This window comes from Streptomyces sp. NPDC052016, assembly GCF_044548445.1.
GTDB lineage: Bacteria > Actinomycetota > Actinomycetes > Streptomycetales > Streptomycetaceae > Streptomyces.
Window position 1 is genome coordinate 98,775 of the sequence record NZ_JBIUBX010000025.1, and the last position, 14,046, is coordinate 112,820.

Here is a 14,046-nt window from a genome sequence, read left to right on the forward strand (position 1 = left end):
GGGCGCCCGGCCCTGCCTCACCCTCGTGCTCAATCACAAAGGTCTCGGGAAGGCGGGTCACGCTTGCGTGGCGGCGTGCGTGAGGAAGTCCGCCCAGGCGGTGGGGGAGAGGGCCAGCGCCGGGCCGGCGGGGTTCTTGGAGTCACGGACGTGGATGGTGGTGGGACAGGCGGCTATTTCGAGGCAGTCTCCGCCTTCGCCGTCGCTGTGGGTGGACTTGCGCCAGGTGTAGGCGGTTTCCAGGCACTCTCCGCCTTCACCGCCGCTGTAGCTGGACTTGAACCAGGTGAGGTTCTCGCTGTTCATAGCTCCTCCAGCTTCTTCTCGATCAACTCCCGGGACTCAGCGGGCGGGAGTGCCATTGCTCGCATGATCCCATAGCGGTCGGCGATCTTCCGGACCTCCAAGAGGTCGGTGATCAGGCGGGGATAGCCCTGGATCTCCGTGTAGGCCACCTGCGAGTGCCTCATGGGCGTCAGCAAGTTGAATGCGCCGTCCATGTTGGGGTGGCCGACGATGCTCGTCGGCATCACCTGGATCTCGACGTTTCTCAGACTGCCGAGAAGCAGCAACTGCTCAAGTTGTGCCCGTTGGACGGGGCGGCCGCCGATCGGCCGATCCAGCACAACCTCTTCCAGCACGTAGCCCACCACCGGCGCAGGCCGACGGTCGAGAACTTGCTGGCGGGCCAGGCGGTCCGCCACACGCTTCTCGATGGTCTCCTCGTCGAGCAGTGGTCGACGGCGCGAGAACACCGCCCATGCGTAGTCCCGGGTTTGCAACAGGCCTGGCACCCCCTGGTTGGCATAAAAGTGCAGCTCCGCGGCTTCCGCCTCCAGCGCCGCGTAACTCCGATACCACTCGGGATGCCGCGTCCGCGTCCGAGACATCGCCTCCCGCACCTCGGGAACCGCCTGCAAGAACAGCCCTCCGGCCGCCAGGAGTTCGTCCGCCTTCTCCAGCACCTCCGGCCGGATCGTCCGCACCCCCCGCTCCATGGCAGAGATTGCGTCCGGCCCGTACCCCACCATTTGGCCGAACTCCTTCTGCGTGATCCCCTTCCGTTCCCGCAACAGCTTCATCATCTTGCCGAGGGCCGTGAGAAGCCCCGTCGAGCCGTCGGCCTCCGCCGGAGTCTCGGGCCTGCGCTCGTACGTCACGTACGCCACCACCGTCACGCCTTCGTGGACACGAACGACGACCCGTACATCAAAGCCCACCGAAGCCGTACGGCTACGGAGAGTCGCCAAGTCGCCCCTGGCCAGGGTAGATACAACGGACCACGCTCAGTCGGGTGAACTCCGAAATCTCCACCCAGATCCCCACCCCCCTCGGTGAACTGTCCCTGCGCCTCAGCGCGACACCCCGAGGCGCCCGTCTCGCCCGGCGCCTCACCGCGCAGCAGCTCGACGCCTGGGGTTACCCGCACGACGGCGAGGCGAGCGACGCCGTGCAGCACGTCGTCGCGGAGCTGGCCGCCAACGCCGTCACGCACGGCCGGGTGCCGGGGCGGGACTTCGGGCTGCGTCTGCTGCTGCTCCCCGAGGGCAGGCTGCGGGTGGAGGTGAGCGACGCGCGGGGGGACCGCGGGCTGCGGATCGTGAGGGAGCCGGACGCGGAGGGCGGGCGGGGGCTGATCCTCGTCGCCGTCCTCGCACGGACTTGGGGTGTCCAGGAGCGGGACGTCGGCAAGACGGTCTGGGCGGAACTCCCGCTCGGCTGACCGCACCGGCCCGACACGCGGCTCCTGACCCTCAGTCGCCCGCCGCGCGTCCCCTCCGCCACTCCGCCACCATGTCCGCGAACGCCCGCGCCGCCGGACCGAGCGCGGCCCAGCGGCGTACCGCCCAGCCGACCGGAAGGGGACGCAGGCCGGGGACCGGGATCAGGCGCAGGGCGCCGTCGGCGGGGGCGGACAGTCCCGGCAGGGCGGGGACGACCGCCCGGCCCACGCCCAGCTCGGCCAGGAGCAGTGCCGTGTCCCAGTCGGCGACACCGGTGTCGTAGGAGAAGCGGACGCCCGACTCGGCGCAGCAGGCGTCGAGATGGGCGGCGGAGGCGGAGTTCGGGGGGAGGCGGATCAGGCGGACGTCCCGCAGGTCGTTGACGTCGACGTGCGGACGGGAGGCGAGCGGGTCCGTGGCGTGGACGGCCAGGACCCAGGGCAGGTCGACCACCCGCCGCTGCTCGATGCCGCGCACCGGCGGCCCCAGGGTGATCCAGGCGAGGTCGAGCGTGCCGTCGGCCAGCGCGTCGAAACTGCCGCGCCCCGAACTCACCGTACGGAACTCCAGGTTGACCCCGGGATGGGCGCGGCGGTACGCCACGAGGGCGTCGGACATGAAGTGCCGCACGGTCGTCGCCCCGGTGGCCACCCGGACGTAGCCGCTCGCGCCGTCGGCCAGGTCGCGCAACTGACGAACCGCCAGGTCGAGTCCGGAGATGCCCTCGGTGACCGCGGCCTCCAGGATGCGGCCGGCCCGCGTCGGGACGACCCCCCTCGGCTGCCGTTCCAGCAGGCCCACACCCGTCTCCCGTTCCAGCCGCCTCACGTGCTGGCTCACCGCCGACTGTGTGCAGCCCAGCTCACGGGCGACCGCGCTCAGGCTCCCGGCCCGGCACACCGCCACGAACACGCGCAGGTCCTCAAGTGTCACGAGACCCAAGTCTAGGCTTGGGTCTCGTGACAAATCCCAAGGATTGACTGGGTGTTGCGCCCGTACGAGGATCTGTTCCAGGGCCCCGGGCGGCAACCCGCTCCCTGCTCCCGTGGACGTCCGGACGTCCCGGAGGGGAGCGGGTGCCGACCCCGTACGACGACACGTCCGTTTCGACGAAGGGCACCGCCATGCCGATGGACGAGGCGCTCCCGCGGGCCGAGGCGTTGCTGCGGGACCTGGGCGCGGGCGCCCTGGCCCACCCGGGCGGCACCCTCCTCGCACACCTCCGCCGCGTACGCTCCCGGCTCGCCGCCTGGGAGGCCCGCCCCGCTCTCCAACTGGCAGGCCTCTGCCACGCCTTCTACGGCACCGACGGCTTCCCCGACGCCCTGCTCCCGCTCGACCGCCGTACCGAACTCGCCGGGGTGATCGGTCGGGAGGCCGAGGCGATCGTGTACTCCTACGCGAGCTGCGACCGCAGGGCCACGTATCCGGCCCTGGCCGAGCCCGGCGCCCCCTTCCACGACCGCTTCACGGGCGCCCACGGGGTCCCGGCCCCGGGCCTGCTCCGCGACTTCGCCGACCTCACCGCCGCCAACGAACTCGACCTGGCGGAGCACGACGTGGCTTTCCGCGAGCGGTGGGGGCCGGACCTCCTCGCCCTGTTCACCCGTTTCCGGCCGCTGCTGAGCCGGGCCGCCTGGGACGACTGCCGGCGGATGCTCACCGCCGCGTAGGCCTCGAGCGGCCGTTCGGGTACGCGGCGGACCCGGACCTCGCCGGGGCCCTCTAGGACGGAGCCTGGGCGGTCCTGCGGGCGATCAGGCAGGCCTGGGAGACGTTCTCGCCGCGCTCCTGGTCCGGCTCGCGTTCCATTCGGACCCGGACGTCGAACCCGGCCGTGGTCAGCAGGCCGGCCATCCGGTCCGGCCTGCGCCGCAGGAAGTCGAGGGCGACCGGGTGGCCCCAGGGCCGGTCGTGGCGGCGGGGCTCGTCGCCGACCTGGAAGGCGAGGAGGAGATGGCCGCCGGGGGCCAGGACGCGGTGGAACTCCGCGAAGAGGGCCGGGAGTTCTTCCACAGGGGTGTGGATGGAGGAGTAGTAGGAGACGACGCCGTCCAGCGAGCCGTCCGGGTGCCCGGTCAGCTTCAGCATCGAGCCCTGCTCGAAGCGGATGCCGGGGTTCTCGCGGCGCGCGATCGCCAGCATCGACTCCGAGAGGTCGAGGCCGGACACCGACAGGCCCAGCGACGCGAGGAACCCGGTCACCCGGCCGGGCCCGCACCCGACGTCGGCCACCTTCGCGCCCTCGCCCACGAGTTCGGCGTACGCGCCGAGCACGGCCCGGTCCAGCGGCAGGGCGGCCAGCACGTCCCGGAAGTGGTCGGCGTAGTCGTCGGCGACGGCGTCGTAGAAGGTGCGGGTGGCGGTGAGGAAGTCGGCGTCGGTCATGGCCGGAGCCTATTCAGGCCGGCCGGTCGCCGCCCTCGTGTTTCTCGCTCTCGCCCTGCCCGCGTGCGGCGCGCGCCGCGGCAAAGGCGCCGACGGCCGCGCCCAGCCCCAGACCCAGGGCGAGACCGAGGGCCACGTTGTCGAAGACGGTCCCGAGCGCGATGCCCACGGCGGTGCCGGTCGAGAGACCGAGCGCCGGCCAGTTCACCGACGTCTTCGGGGCGGGGGACGGCGTGTCCTTCTCGGTGTTGTCCACATGATCAGCTTGTCAGGTCACGCCCATCGCCCGCAGCCCCGCCGCGGCCAGCGCCGCCCCCAGCACCACCACCGCGAACGGCGCCCGCCGCCAGGCGAGCACGGCACCCACCAGCACACCGGCCGGACGCGCCCACCCGGCGAAGCCGCCGCCCTCGGTCAGCGCGCCCGTCGCCAGCAGCGCGACCAGCAGGACCACCGCACCCGCCGACATCAACTCCCGTACCCGCGCGGGCATCTCGACCCGCCCGTGCAGCGCGGGCCCGACCAGCCGGAAGGCGTACGTCCCCACCGCCAGCACCAGGATCACGGTGACGGCCGACGCACTCATACGGCGGCCCCCTCGCGGCCGTACAGAAACAGGCCGGCGAGTGCCAGCAGCACCGGCACCCCGGCGGGTACGGCGGGCGTGACCGCCAGGGCGAGAAGGGCGCCGAGGGCCGCCGAGCGCCGCAGGGACCGGTCCGCGCGCAGGGCCGGGAGGACGAGGGCCACCAGGACGGCGGGGAAGGCGGCGTCCAGGTAGGCGGCGGTGTCGCCGAGGGCGGTGCCGGCGAGGGCACCGGCCAGGACGCCCACGTTCCACACGGCGAACAGGCCGAGGCCCGAGATCCAGAAGGCGGCGCGGCGGCGGGCCGGGTCCGGCTGGGCGAGGGCGAAGGCGACGGTCTCGTCCGTCACGAGGTGGGCGCCCAGCAGGCGGGTCGCGCGGCCGGGGCCGAGGAGGTCGGCGACGGCGAGGCTGAAGGCGGCCGTACGGGTGTTGAGGAGCAGTCCGGTGGCCGCCGCGGCGAACGGGCCGCCCCCGGCCAGCAGCACCCCGACCGCGCTGAACTGCGCCGACCCCGCGTACACCACCAGCGACATCGCCACCGGCACCCAGACCGGCAGCCCCCCGGCGACGGAGATCGCGCCGAAGGAGACACCGACCACCCCGCCGGCCAGCCAGACGAGTGAACTGTCCCGGACGAGCGGCTTCAGGGAGGGGGCGAGAGGCACGCGCCACAGGCGCCGTGTTCGGTGCAGCGAACGCATGTTTTCTACAATGAACAGACCGGCCGGTGTTCGTCAAGCCGAACGAGCGTACCGATGGAGCGAACAACATGTCCGACGTCCCCTCCCGTCTCCCCCTCGACTGGATCGCCGCCTCTCTGCGCCGGGAGCGCACGCGCGCCGGTCTTTCCCTGTCCGAGCTGGCCAAACGGGCCGGCATCGCGAAGTCCACGCTGTCCCAGCTGGAGGCGGCGGGCGGGAATCCGAGCATGGAGACGATCTGGGCGCTGGGCGTGGCGCTGGGGGTGCCGTTCAGTGCGCTGGTCGAGCCGCCGGCGCCCGCCGTTCGGGTGATCCGGGCGGGGGAGGGGCCTGCCGTCGCCTCGGAGCAGGCGCCGTACGTGGCGACCCTGCTGTCGGCCAGCCCGCCCGGCGCCCGGCGGGACATCTACCACCTGCGGGCCGAGCCGGGTGCCGTACGGGCCTCGGAGCCGCACATCCCGGGCACCGTCGAGCACCTGATCGTGAGCACGGGCCGGGTGAAGGCGGGGCCGGCCGGCGAGACGGTGGAGCTGGAGCCGGGGGACTACATGACCTACCGGGGTGATGTCCCCCACTCGTACGAGGCGCTGGTGCCGGGGACGAGCTTCGTCCTCGTGATGCAGCACGTTTAGGGAGGGAAGAGTTCGCGCGATGTTCACCCGGTCGCGCGCGGAATTGGGCCGGGCGTGTGAGGAATTCACCGGGAAAGGCAGGAGCCCCGTGCCGGAAGGCGCGGGGCTCCTTGGGTACTGCTCTCAGACTGCGATCACACGAGGTGTCACGATCACACGGGGGTGACGTTCTCCGCCTGCGGGCCCTTCGGGCCCTGGGTCACGTCGAAGGAGACCTGCTGGTTCTCCTCGAGGGAACGGAAACCCGAGGCGTTGATCGCGGAGTAGTGGACGAAGACGTCGGGGCCGCCGCCCTCCTGGGCGATGAAGCCAAAGCCCTTTTCGGCGTTGAACCACTTCACGGTTCCGGTAGCCATAAGCCCTCCTTGGGCCCAAAGGGTTGCCCTGCTCCAGAACCTGCAAGTGTGAAAACAGTGCTGCACAACTGCATACTTCTGAAAACGACGAGAGCCCGCGGTCACATGCTCCGCAGGCTCTGTACTGCAAGGGAAACCAAACTGCAACTTGCGGCGAGCCTAGCACGCGGGCAGCCGAATGCAATAGAGGTCAAGATCACGTCACCCGGATGTTTGAACATCCGGAGAAGCGGTTGACCCAGGGGGTGGAGCCCGCAGCGTACTCGACGGGGTCTAGTCTCGCGATGTGGACAATTCTCGCACCCGGCCGCGCGTCGGCCACATCCAGTTCCTGAACTGCCTGCCCCTCTACTGGGGGCTCGCGAGAACCGGCACCCTCCTCGACTTCGAGCTGACCAAGGACACCCCGGAGAAACTCAGCGAGCGGCTGGTGGGGGGAGACCTCGACATCGGGCCCATCACCCTCGTCGAGTACCTGAAGAACGCGGACGACCTGGTCGCCTTCCCCGACATCGCCGTCGGCTGCGACGGCCCCGTGATGTCCTGTGTGATCGTCTCCCAGGTCCCGCTGGAGCGGCTGGACGGAGCCCGGGTCGCCCTCGGCTCGACCTCGCGCACCTCCGTACGCCTGGCCCAGCTCCTGCTCTCCGACCGCTACGGCGTCCGGCCCGACTACTACTCCTGCCCGCCCGACCTCAGCCTGATGATGCAGGAGGCCGAGGCCGCCGTCCTCATCGGCGACGCGGCGCTGCGGGCGAACCTGCTGGACGGCCCCAAGTACGGCCTCCAGGTGCACGACCTCGGGGCCCTCTGGAAGGAGTGGACCGGCCTGCCGTTCGTCTTCGCGGTCTGGGCCGCCCGCCGCGACTACCTGGAACGCGAGCCGTTCATCACCCGCCAGGTCCACGAGGCCTTCCTCGCCTCCCGCAACCTCTCCCTGGAGGAGGTCGGCAAGGTCGCCGAGCAGGCGGCCCGCTGGGAGGCCTTCGACGAGCGGGTCCTGGAGCAGTACTTCACGACCCTCGACTTCCGCTTCGGGGCACCGCAGTTGGAGGCGGTGGCCGAGTTCGCCCGGCGCGTCGGGCCGACGACGGGCTTCCCCGCGGACGTGAAGGTGGAACTGCTGCGGTCGTGACGTCGTCCTCCGCCTGAGGTGGCGGTCCGTCAGACGCCGCGGGACCCGCCGTGCCGGGCACTACCCTGCTGGGGAGTGGAGGCGTCAGGGCCCGTCCGGCCCGACGGGTCGCGCCGGCGGCCCGATCCGCCGGACGGACCCCAGGGGGAGAGGGGAACGCCATGCAGCCGCTCGCGGCCGACGAACCGCGTGCCGTGGGGCCCTACCGGCTGCTCGGCCGGCTCGGCTCGGGCGGGATGGGCCGCGTCTACCTGGGCCGCAGCGCCGGCGGCCGCACGGTCGCCGTGAAGATCGTCCACCCGCACCTCGCCCTCGACGAGGAGTTCCGCGCCCGCTTCCGGCGCGAGGTCGAGGCCGCCCGGCGGGTCGGCGGCGCCTGGACCGCGCCGGTGCTGGACGCCGACCCGGACGCGGCCGTGCCCTGGGTCGCCACCGCCTACGCGGCGGGGCCTTCGCTGGCGTCGGCGGTCGCGGGCGGCAGGGGGAGCGAGGCCGCCGCGGTCGGCGACGCCGCCGGGGGCACGGGTTCCGCCGAGGGGCCGGGCGCCGGCGGGGGCGCGCTGCCCGAGCACACGGTACGGGTGCTGGGAGCGGGACTGGCCGAAGCGCTCGCGACCGTCCACGCCCTGGGGCTCGTCCACCGGGACGTCAAACCGTCCAACGTCCTGCTGACCGTCGACGGCCCCCTGCTGATCGACTTCGGCATCGCCCGGGCGACGGACGGTACGGCGTCCCTGACGTCGACCGGGGTGTCGGTCGGCTCACCGGGCTACATGGCACCCGAGCAGATCCTCGGCAAGGGGGTCACGGGAGCCGCCGACGTCTTCTCCCTGGGTGCGGTGCTGGCGTACGCGGCGACCGGGGAGCCGCCGTTCCCCGGGGACTCCTCGGCCGCGCTGCTCTACAAGGTCGTTCACGAGGAGCCGGAACTCGGGGAGTTGGACGGTGAGCTGCGGGAGGTCGTCGAGGCGTGCCTGTCGAAGGATCCGGCGGCCCGGCCGGCTCCCGGCGAGGTGGCCCGGCGGCTGGCCCCGGAGGGGGCGGCGCGGTCGGTGGCGGGCGGATGGCTGCCGGGGGCGCTCGTGGCACAGGTGGGCCGCCGCGCCGTGGAACTGCTGAACCTCGAGGCGGCGGGGGCCGGGGCGGGGCCGTTTCCCGGGCCGTTTCCGGGACCGGTCCCGGGGCCGGTCTCCGGGCCGGTGGGATTCGGCACTCCGTCCGTGGGAGATCCGGAGGCTACGGCGGGAGAGGTCCACGCCCCGGTGACGAGGGGGGCGTTCGGGCCGCCGCCGGTGATGCCGGCCCCGGCGGACGCCGTGCCCATGCCCAGGGCGGGCGGGGAGCCGTCCGGCGAACGGCCCGGGAAGGTCTCCGTGACCGTGGCGGCCGCCGCCACGCCGGGAGAGGGCGGGCGCGGGAGGCGGCTGAGCTGCACGGTGGCGCTGGCGGTCGCCGGGGCGATCGCGGCGGTGACGGTCGGGTCCGTGTTCGTCCTGGACCTCCTGCCCGGGTCGTCCGACAGCGGGAAGGACGCGGCCGACGGCGCCCACCCCCCGGCCGCCACGCCGAGCGGGAGTGAGGGCGCCACGCCCACGGCCCGGCCGTCCGCGCTGCCCTCCCGCTATGTCGGCACCTGGGAGGGGCCCGGGAGCGGACTCGACGGCAAGTTGCCCATGGGGACCTTCCGGGTGACGGTCCGGCAGGCCGCGGTGGGCGAGCGGATGGGCGAGTTGCGGCAGACGGACATCCTGGGCGCGGTCTGCCTCGACCTCCTGACGCTGAAGCAGGTGACCGCGAAGGAGGTCGTCGTCACCTCGGCCGGCGCCGCGTCCAACCACAGCGGCTGCAACCCGACCCCGCACACCATCCGGCTGACGCCGACGGGCGACGACCTGACGTACAGCTCGGACAGTGCGGCGGAGGGGAAGCCGGTGGCCCGGATGGCGAGGGTCGAGTAGCGGGCTCGGCGCCATTCGTCCGAAACCCAGGTCCGTTCCCAGTCCGGAGGCTCGAGGCGTGAACGAGGTGGGACCGATCGACGCCCTGCTGATCGCTCTCGCGGCGGTGTGGGGCGCGGTGGCGGGAGCGCTGCTGCCGCGGGCGGTTTACCGGTTCTCCGTGGAACTGCCGCCGGAAGAGGCGCCGGAAGAGGCGGCTGAAGAGGCGGCGGAAGAGGCGAAGGAAGACGCGGAGGCGGGCCAGGGCGGCGAGGCCGGCGAGAGCGAGACGGCGGACGAAGAGCGGGACGGCTGGCGGAGTGCGTGTCCGAGCGGGCATCCGCTCCCCGGCTGGCTCGGCCCGGCCCGCTGCCGTCGCTGCGTCGGCGCGGCCGGGGCGTACGGCCCCGGCGCCGCCCGCCCCGCCGTCGTCACCGCCCTGCTCTGCGCCGCCCTCGCCCTCGCCACCGGAACCCGCCCCGAGCTGGCCGTCTGGCTGCTGCTCGCGCCCGTCGGGGTGCTGCTCGCCTCCGTCGACCTGCGGGTGCGGCGGCTGCCCGACCCGCTCACCCTCCCGCTCGCCGGCACCGCCCTGGCCCTGCTCGGGGTGGCCGCGCTGCTGCCCGAGCACGCCGGGGACTGGACGACGGCCCTGTTCGCCGCCCTCGCGCTGAGCGCCGGCTACCTCGTGCTGCACCTCCTCAACCCCGGCGGCATGGGCTTCGGCGACGTGAAACTCGCGCTCGGCGCGGGCGCCGTCCTCGGCTGGTACGGCTGGGCCACGGTCATGCTGGGCACCTTCGCCGGGTTCCTGCTCGGCGCGTTGTACGGGGGCGCGCTCCTCGTGGCGGGCAGGGCCGGACGCAGGACGGCCATCCCGTTCGGGCCGTTCCTGATCGCGGGGGCGTACCTGGGGCTGCTGGCCGGCGCCTACGCGGCCTGACGTCCGTGCCGCGAAAGGCCTGGCGTAGGCTGGTTCGGTCCGTCCACACCCCTTACGAAGGGACCCCGGTGACCGAGAAGGCCGACCTCCAGTCAGTGCTCGACCGTGCCGCGGCCGGCGGACGGATCACCCCGGAGGAGGCGCTCGTCCTGTACCGGGACGCGCCCCTGCACGCGCTGGGCGTCGCCGCCGACGCCGTACGCCGCCGCCTGTACGCGGGCACCGAGCACATCGCGACGTACATCATCGAGCGCAACATCAACTACACGAACGTGTGCGTCACGGCGTGCAGGTTCTGCGCCTTCTACGCGGCCCCGAAGGACACCGCCAAGGGCTGGACGCGCGATCTGGACGACATCCTGCGCCGGTGCGCGGAGACGGTCGAACTGGGCGGCACCCAGATCATGTTCCAGGGCGGGCACCACCCGGACTACGGCGTGGAGTACTACGAGAAGCACTTCTCCGCCATCAAGAAGGAGTTCCCGCAGCTCGTCATCCACAGCCTGGGGGCGAGCGAGGTCGAGCACATGGCGCGGATCTCGAAGGTGTCGGTCGAGGAGGCGATCCAGCGCATCCACGCGGCGGGTCTGGACTCCTTCGCCGGCGCGGGCGCCGAACTGCTGCCCGAGCGCCCGCGCAAGGCCATCGCGCCGCTGAAGGAGTCCGGCGAGCGCTGGCTGGAGATCATGGAGACGGCGCACAACCTCGGCGTCGAGTCCACCTCGACCATGCTGATGGGCACGGGCGAGACGAACGCCGAGCGCATCGAGCACCTGCGGATGATCCGTGACGTACAGGACCGGACCGGTGGCTTCCGGGCCTTCATCCCGTACACCTACCAGCCCGAGAACAACCACCTGAAGGGCCGCACGCAGGCCACGATCTTCGAGTACCTGCGCATGATCGCGATCGCCCGCCTCTTCCTCGACAACGTCCGCCACATCCAGGGCTCGTGGCTGACCACGGGCAAGGAGGTCGGCCAGCTCTCCCTGCACTACGGCGCGGACGACCTCGGCTCGATCATGCTGGAGGAGAACGTCGTCTCCTCGGCCGGGGCCAAGCACCGCTCCAACCGCCTGGAGATCATCGACCTGATCCGGAAGGCGGACCGCGTCCCGGCCCAGCGCTCCACGACGTACGAGCACCTCGTCGTCCACGACGACCCGGCGAACGACCCGGTCGACGAGCGGGTCGTCTCCCACATCTCCTCGACGGCCATCGCGGGTGGCACGGCGCACCCCGAGCTGAAGATCCTCGCCTCCAACTAGCCGCGGCATGCTCACCATCCACGCGGACTCCAGGGGGCGGGCGCTCGCCGTCGACGGCGCGTGGATCGCCGACGCCGGCCCGCTGGACAAGCTCGTCGCTGACCGTCCGCGGGCCCGGGTGCGTCAGTGGCCCGGCATCCTCACCCCCGGACTCGTCAACCTGTACGGCGACGAGCTGCTGGAGGGCGCCTACCACCCGGATCCGCGCGAGGTCGAAGAGCTGGGCACCGAGCCGCTGTTCGGGGACGCGCTCGCGACGCTGACCATGGACGACGCCCGCTGGGGCGCGAGCGCCCGGCGCGGGGTGCAGCGCATGCTGGCGAACGGCACGGTCGCGGCGGCCTGCGAGCACCTCCGCAACCGCGCGGTGCGGGACGCCGTACGCCGCACCGGGCTGGGGATCGTGGGGCGGCTCGGGCGCCCCGACGGGACGCCCTCGCTCGACCCGTACGCCTCCGGCCGGCCGGTGATGTTCGCGGAGCCGAGGGAGTCCGGCTCCGCCGCCCGGTTCGCCGTCTTCGACGTCCCGGACGAGGCGGCGCTCGCCGAACGCGGCGCCGGGACCTGCGTGGCGACGGTCGTCGAGGGGCGCCTGGTGTACCGGCGCCGCTGAGCGCCTCTACTGCGAGAACGCCTCGGCGAACGCCCCGTCCTCCTGCTCCACCCCGCTGCAGTTGGTCAACGCGTCGTCCGTGGAGGACCCGTCCGCGCACTGCCGGTCGCGGAAGGCCGACCACATCGACACCCAGGCGATGCCCTTCTCCTCGGCGAACGTCCGCACCTGCGCCGCGTCCGCGAGGGTGAAGGTCTCGTTGTCGACGTCGTTGACCCCGATCATCGAGGTGAGCGCCATGCCCTTCCAGGCCGCGGCGTCCGTCGTGCCGAAGATCTCCTTCAGCTGGGTGTGCGCGGCGGTGGCCGCGGTGACGGCGTAGCCGCCCATGTCACCGGTGTACGACTCGCCGTAGTTCATCGTCATCAGGTTGACGGTGGAGACCTGGACGTCGTACTTGTTCGCCGACGCGAGCAGCGCGAGGCCGTCGGACTCCAGCCCCGATGGCATCACCGGGAGCGTGAAGGAGACCTGGAGGTCGGGGCGGTCCTGCTGGAGCAGGGCGATCGCCCGGGAACGCAGGTCGATCGAGGCGGAGTCGGTCAACTCGTCGCCCTCCACGTCGAAGTCGGCCTGGGTGGAGCCGGCCGCGTCGAGTGCCGCCCCGTACGCCTCCGCCAGTTCCGCCGCGGTGTCGCAGGTCGCCGCCAGCTCCTTTCCGGACGCCCCGCCGAAGGAGACGCGGACGGAGGCGCCCGACTCCGCCAGCGCGGAGACACGGGACGCCACGGTCGTGTCGTCGATCGCGTACGCCCCGTTCCACTCCGGCGTGCAGCCGCTGCCGTCCGAGATGACGAACGCGAGGTTGTACGTCGTGGGGGAGCCCGCCGAGTCGTTGGCGGAGGCCTCCGTCGCGCTCACGTAGGGGGCGTAGGCGGTGCTGCCGGTACCCGATGTGGCGCTCGGCGACGGGGAGGCGGTGGTGGTCCGTTCGGGCGCCGCGGGTGCCGCGTCCGACGTGCCGTCGGACCCCGCGGAGCATCCGGCCGTGGCGAGGGCAAACAGGCAAGTGAGCCCGGCCGCCGGCTTCAGGAGACTCCTCATTGCGCATGCACCCGCTCTCGTGATTTCTGTCTCAGGGTGGAAAACAAAGTGCGTTTCCGAAGTGGAAATGTCTCACATGCGGACGGTTCACGCGGGACGGGCGAACGTGCGGGCAGGCGAGGGACGTACGTGCATGAAAGGGGTCAAGTTTGGCCCCAAAGTGGACGATTCTCCCTCTCGCGCGGCAGGGCGAGCCCGCAGGAAGTCCCCGGATCTCTCAGGCAGGCCACAGGTTGGGCCGTTTCTCATGGCCGCTTCACATGAAGCGCAGAGTTTGTGGCACATAAAGGCTGCCTATTGTCTGGGGAATGCATTCCGAGCCTGTCACCGAAAGCCGCGCGGCCGCTCGCGGTCGCCGTCGCAAACGCGGCAACGACTCCGCCGAAGGGCCCGTGTTCGTCGACAACTCCGGCCGCAGGTCCAAGCTGCTGCGCCGGATCGGCCTCCTCCTCGGCGTCGGCTGCCTCGCCTACGCGGCCGTCCTCGGCGCCGCCTTCATGGGCTGGGGCACCTCGCTGACCCCGTCCTCGCTGCTGCCGTTCGGCGCCGACGGCCAGGGCGTCCAGGGCGGACAGGGTCCCGGCGGCGTCCGTCCGGACGGCGGCATGGGCGACCAGGTCGGCCTGCCGGGCGGCACACCGCCCTCCGGCACCGCCTCCCCGACCCCGTCCGCCTCGGCGACCGCCAACTGACGCCCCTCGACCGGAACGCAGCCA

General features: G+C 72.4%; 18 protein-coding genes. 9 read left to right on the top strand and 9 right to left on the bottom strand.

What is annotated here, in order from left to right; genetic code table 11:
- Positions 1 to 57 precede the first annotated feature (57 nt).
- Both ACIHAR_RS28620 and ACIHAR_RS28625 read right to left on the bottom strand, forming a co-directional pair.
- A complete protein-coding gene (locus tag ACIHAR_RS28620) occupies positions 58 to 306 on the bottom strand; it encodes a DUF397 domain-containing protein (protein WP_400022504.1) in 249 nt (82 codons plus the stop codon).
- Positions 303 to 1,169, bottom strand: a complete 867-nt coding sequence (locus tag ACIHAR_RS28625) for a helix-turn-helix domain-containing protein (RefSeq protein WP_400022505.1) — start codon at positions 1,167 to 1,169, stop codon at positions 303 to 305. The genes ACIHAR_RS28620 and ACIHAR_RS28625 overlap by 4 nt, the downstream gene beginning before the upstream one ends.
- Before the next feature lie 125 nt (positions 1,170 to 1,294).
- On the opposite strand from ACIHAR_RS28625, the gene ACIHAR_RS28630 reads away from it, so the two are divergent.
- On the top strand, positions 1,295 to 1,723 hold the full coding sequence (locus tag ACIHAR_RS28630; RefSeq protein ID WP_365460713.1) for an ATP-binding protein: 429 nt from the start codon (positions 1,295 to 1,297) through the stop codon (positions 1,721 to 1,723).
- Positions 1,724 to 1,754: 31 nt separating this feature from the next.
- Here ACIHAR_RS28630 and ACIHAR_RS28635 read toward each other — a convergent pair whose 3' ends face one another.
- Positions 1,755 to 2,657 carry a LysR family transcriptional regulator gene (locus ACIHAR_RS28635; RefSeq protein ID WP_400022506.1) on the bottom strand — a complete coding sequence of 301 codons (903 nt, stop codon included), beginning with the start codon at positions 2,655 to 2,657 and terminating at the stop codon, positions 1,755 to 1,757.
- 191 nt (positions 2,658 to 2,848) lie between these two features.
- On the opposite strand from ACIHAR_RS28635, the gene ACIHAR_RS28640 reads away from it, so the two are divergent.
- On the top strand, positions 2,849 to 3,397 hold the full coding sequence (locus ACIHAR_RS28640; protein WP_400022531.1) for a DUF6817 domain-containing protein: 549 nt from the start codon (positions 2,849 to 2,851) through the stop codon (positions 3,395 to 3,397).
- A gap of 52 nt (positions 3,398 to 3,449) precedes the next feature.
- Here the strand turns inward: ACIHAR_RS28640 and ACIHAR_RS28645 are convergent, their stop codons facing one another.
- Genes ACIHAR_RS28645 through ACIHAR_RS28660 form a run of 4 tightly spaced genes read right to left on the bottom strand, consistent with a single transcriptional unit; the run spans position 3,450 to position 5,402 of the window.
- Positions 3,450 to 4,112, bottom strand: a complete 663-nt coding sequence (locus tag ACIHAR_RS28645; protein ID WP_400022507.1) for a class I SAM-dependent methyltransferase — start codon at positions 4,110 to 4,112, stop codon at positions 3,450 to 3,452.
- Between the two features lie 13 nt (positions 4,113 to 4,125).
- Positions 4,126 to 4,368 (bottom strand): hypothetical protein, encoded by a 243-nt coding sequence (locus tag ACIHAR_RS28650; RefSeq protein WP_365460719.1) that lies wholly within the window; start codon positions 4,366 to 4,368, stop codon positions 4,126 to 4,128.
- 12 nt (positions 4,369 to 4,380) lie between these two features.
- On the bottom strand, positions 4,381 to 4,698 hold the full coding sequence (locus tag ACIHAR_RS28655) for an AzlD domain-containing protein (RefSeq protein ID WP_365460721.1): 318 nt from the start codon (positions 4,696 to 4,698) through the stop codon (positions 4,381 to 4,383).
- The gene (locus tag ACIHAR_RS28660; protein ID WP_400022508.1) at positions 4,695 to 5,402 is read right to left on the bottom strand and encodes an AzlC family ABC transporter permease; all 708 of its coding nucleotides are present in this window, start codon (positions 5,400 to 5,402) and stop codon (positions 4,695 to 4,697) included. The genes ACIHAR_RS28655 and ACIHAR_RS28660 overlap by 4 nt, the downstream gene beginning before the upstream one ends.
- A gap of 68 nt (positions 5,403 to 5,470) precedes the next feature.
- On the opposite strand from ACIHAR_RS28660, the gene ACIHAR_RS28665 reads away from it, so the two are divergent.
- Positions 5,471 to 6,034, top strand: coding sequence for an XRE family transcriptional regulator (locus ACIHAR_RS28665; RefSeq protein ID WP_365460725.1), 564 nt, complete (start codon positions 5,471 to 5,473; stop codon positions 6,032 to 6,034).
- 152 nt (positions 6,035 to 6,186) lie between these two features.
- On the opposite strand, the gene ACIHAR_RS28670 is transcribed toward ACIHAR_RS28665, so the two are convergent.
- Positions 6,187 to 6,390, bottom strand: coding sequence for a cold-shock protein (locus ACIHAR_RS28670; protein WP_003992177.1), 204 nt, complete (start codon positions 6,388 to 6,390; stop codon positions 6,187 to 6,189).
- 286 nt (positions 6,391 to 6,676) lie between these two features.
- On the opposite strand from ACIHAR_RS28670, the gene ACIHAR_RS28675 reads away from it, so the two are divergent.
- The 5 genes from ACIHAR_RS28675 (at position 6,677) to ACIHAR_RS28695 (ending at position 12,286) form a co-directional block, all read left to right on the top strand.
- Positions 6,677 to 7,525, top strand: coding sequence for a menaquinone biosynthesis protein (locus tag ACIHAR_RS28675; protein WP_365460727.1), 849 nt, complete (start codon positions 6,677 to 6,679; stop codon positions 7,523 to 7,525).
- 161 nt (positions 7,526 to 7,686) lie between these two features.
- The gene (locus tag ACIHAR_RS28680) at positions 7,687 to 9,483 is read left to right on the top strand and encodes a serine/threonine-protein kinase (protein ID WP_400022509.1); all 1,797 of its coding nucleotides are present in this window, start codon (positions 7,687 to 7,689) and stop codon (positions 9,481 to 9,483) included.
- 58 nt (positions 9,484 to 9,541) lie between these two features.
- The gene (locus ACIHAR_RS28685) at positions 9,542 to 10,405 is read left to right on the top strand and encodes a prepilin peptidase (protein WP_400022510.1); all 864 of its coding nucleotides are present in this window, start codon (positions 9,542 to 9,544) and stop codon (positions 10,403 to 10,405) included.
- A gap of 68 nt (positions 10,406 to 10,473) precedes the next feature.
- Positions 10,474 to 11,673, top strand: a complete 1,200-nt coding sequence (gene mqnC, locus ACIHAR_RS28690) for a cyclic dehypoxanthinyl futalosine synthase (protein WP_400022511.1) — start codon at positions 10,474 to 10,476, stop codon at positions 11,671 to 11,673.
- Positions 11,674 to 11,680: 7 nt separating this feature from the next.
- Positions 11,681 to 12,286: a hypothetical protein gene (locus ACIHAR_RS28695; RefSeq protein ID WP_400022512.1), complete on the top strand. Its 606-nt coding sequence runs from the start codon at positions 11,681 to 11,683 to the stop codon at positions 12,284 to 12,286.
- A gap of 6 nt (positions 12,287 to 12,292) precedes the next feature.
- Here the strand turns inward: ACIHAR_RS28695 and ACIHAR_RS28700 are convergent, their stop codons facing one another.
- Positions 12,293 to 13,330: a chitinase gene (locus ACIHAR_RS28700; protein WP_400022513.1), complete on the bottom strand. Its 1,038-nt coding sequence runs from the start codon at positions 13,328 to 13,330 to the stop codon at positions 12,293 to 12,295.
- Between the two features lie 308 nt (positions 13,331 to 13,638).
- Between ACIHAR_RS28700 and ACIHAR_RS28705 the strand changes: the two genes are divergently transcribed.
- Positions 13,639 to 14,022, top strand: a complete 384-nt coding sequence (locus tag ACIHAR_RS28705; protein ID WP_365460739.1) for a hypothetical protein — start codon at positions 13,639 to 13,641, stop codon at positions 14,020 to 14,022.
- Positions 14,023 to 14,046 lie beyond the last annotated feature (24 nt).

Bases quoted from the DNA above. Each gene is read 5' to 3' on its own strand.
- ACIHAR_RS28620 (WP_400022504.1), bottom strand. From the start codon at position 306: ATGAACAGCGAGAACCTCACCTGGTTCAAGTCCAGCTACAGCGGCGGT.
- ACIHAR_RS28640 (WP_400022531.1), top strand. From the start codon at position 2,849: ATGCCGATGGACGAGGCGCTCCCGCGGGCCGAGGCGTTGCTGCGGGAC.
- ACIHAR_RS28645 (WP_400022507.1), bottom strand. From the start codon at position 4,112: ATGACCGACGCCGACTTCCTCACCGCCACCCGCACCTTCTACGACGCC.
- ACIHAR_RS28655 (WP_365460721.1), bottom strand. From the start codon at position 4,698: ATGAGTGCGTCGGCCGTCACCGTGATCCTGGTGCTGGCGGTGGGGACG.
- ACIHAR_RS28660 (WP_400022508.1), bottom strand. From the start codon at position 5,402: ATGCGTTCGCTGCACCGAACACGGCGCCTGTGGCGCGTGCCTCTCGCC.
- ACIHAR_RS28665 (WP_365460725.1), top strand. From the start codon at position 5,471: ATGTCCGACGTCCCCTCCCGTCTCCCCCTCGACTGGATCGCCGCCTCT.
- ACIHAR_RS28670 (WP_003992177.1), bottom strand. From the start codon at position 6,390: ATGGCTACCGGAACCGTGAAGTGGTTCAACGCCGAAAAGGGCTTTGGC.
- ACIHAR_RS28680 (WP_400022509.1), top strand. From the start codon at position 7,687: ATGCAGCCGCTCGCGGCCGACGAACCGCGTGCCGTGGGGCCCTACCGG.
- ACIHAR_RS28695 (WP_400022512.1), top strand. From the start codon at position 11,681: ATGCTCACCATCCACGCGGACTCCAGGGGGCGGGCGCTCGCCGTCGAC.
- ACIHAR_RS28700 (WP_400022513.1), bottom strand. From the start codon at position 13,330: ATGAGGAGTCTCCTGAAGCCGGCGGCCGGGCTCACTTGCCTGTTTGCC.
- ACIHAR_RS28705 (WP_365460739.1), top strand. From the start codon at position 13,639: ATGCATTCCGAGCCTGTCACCGAAAGCCGCGCGGCCGCTCGCGGTCGC.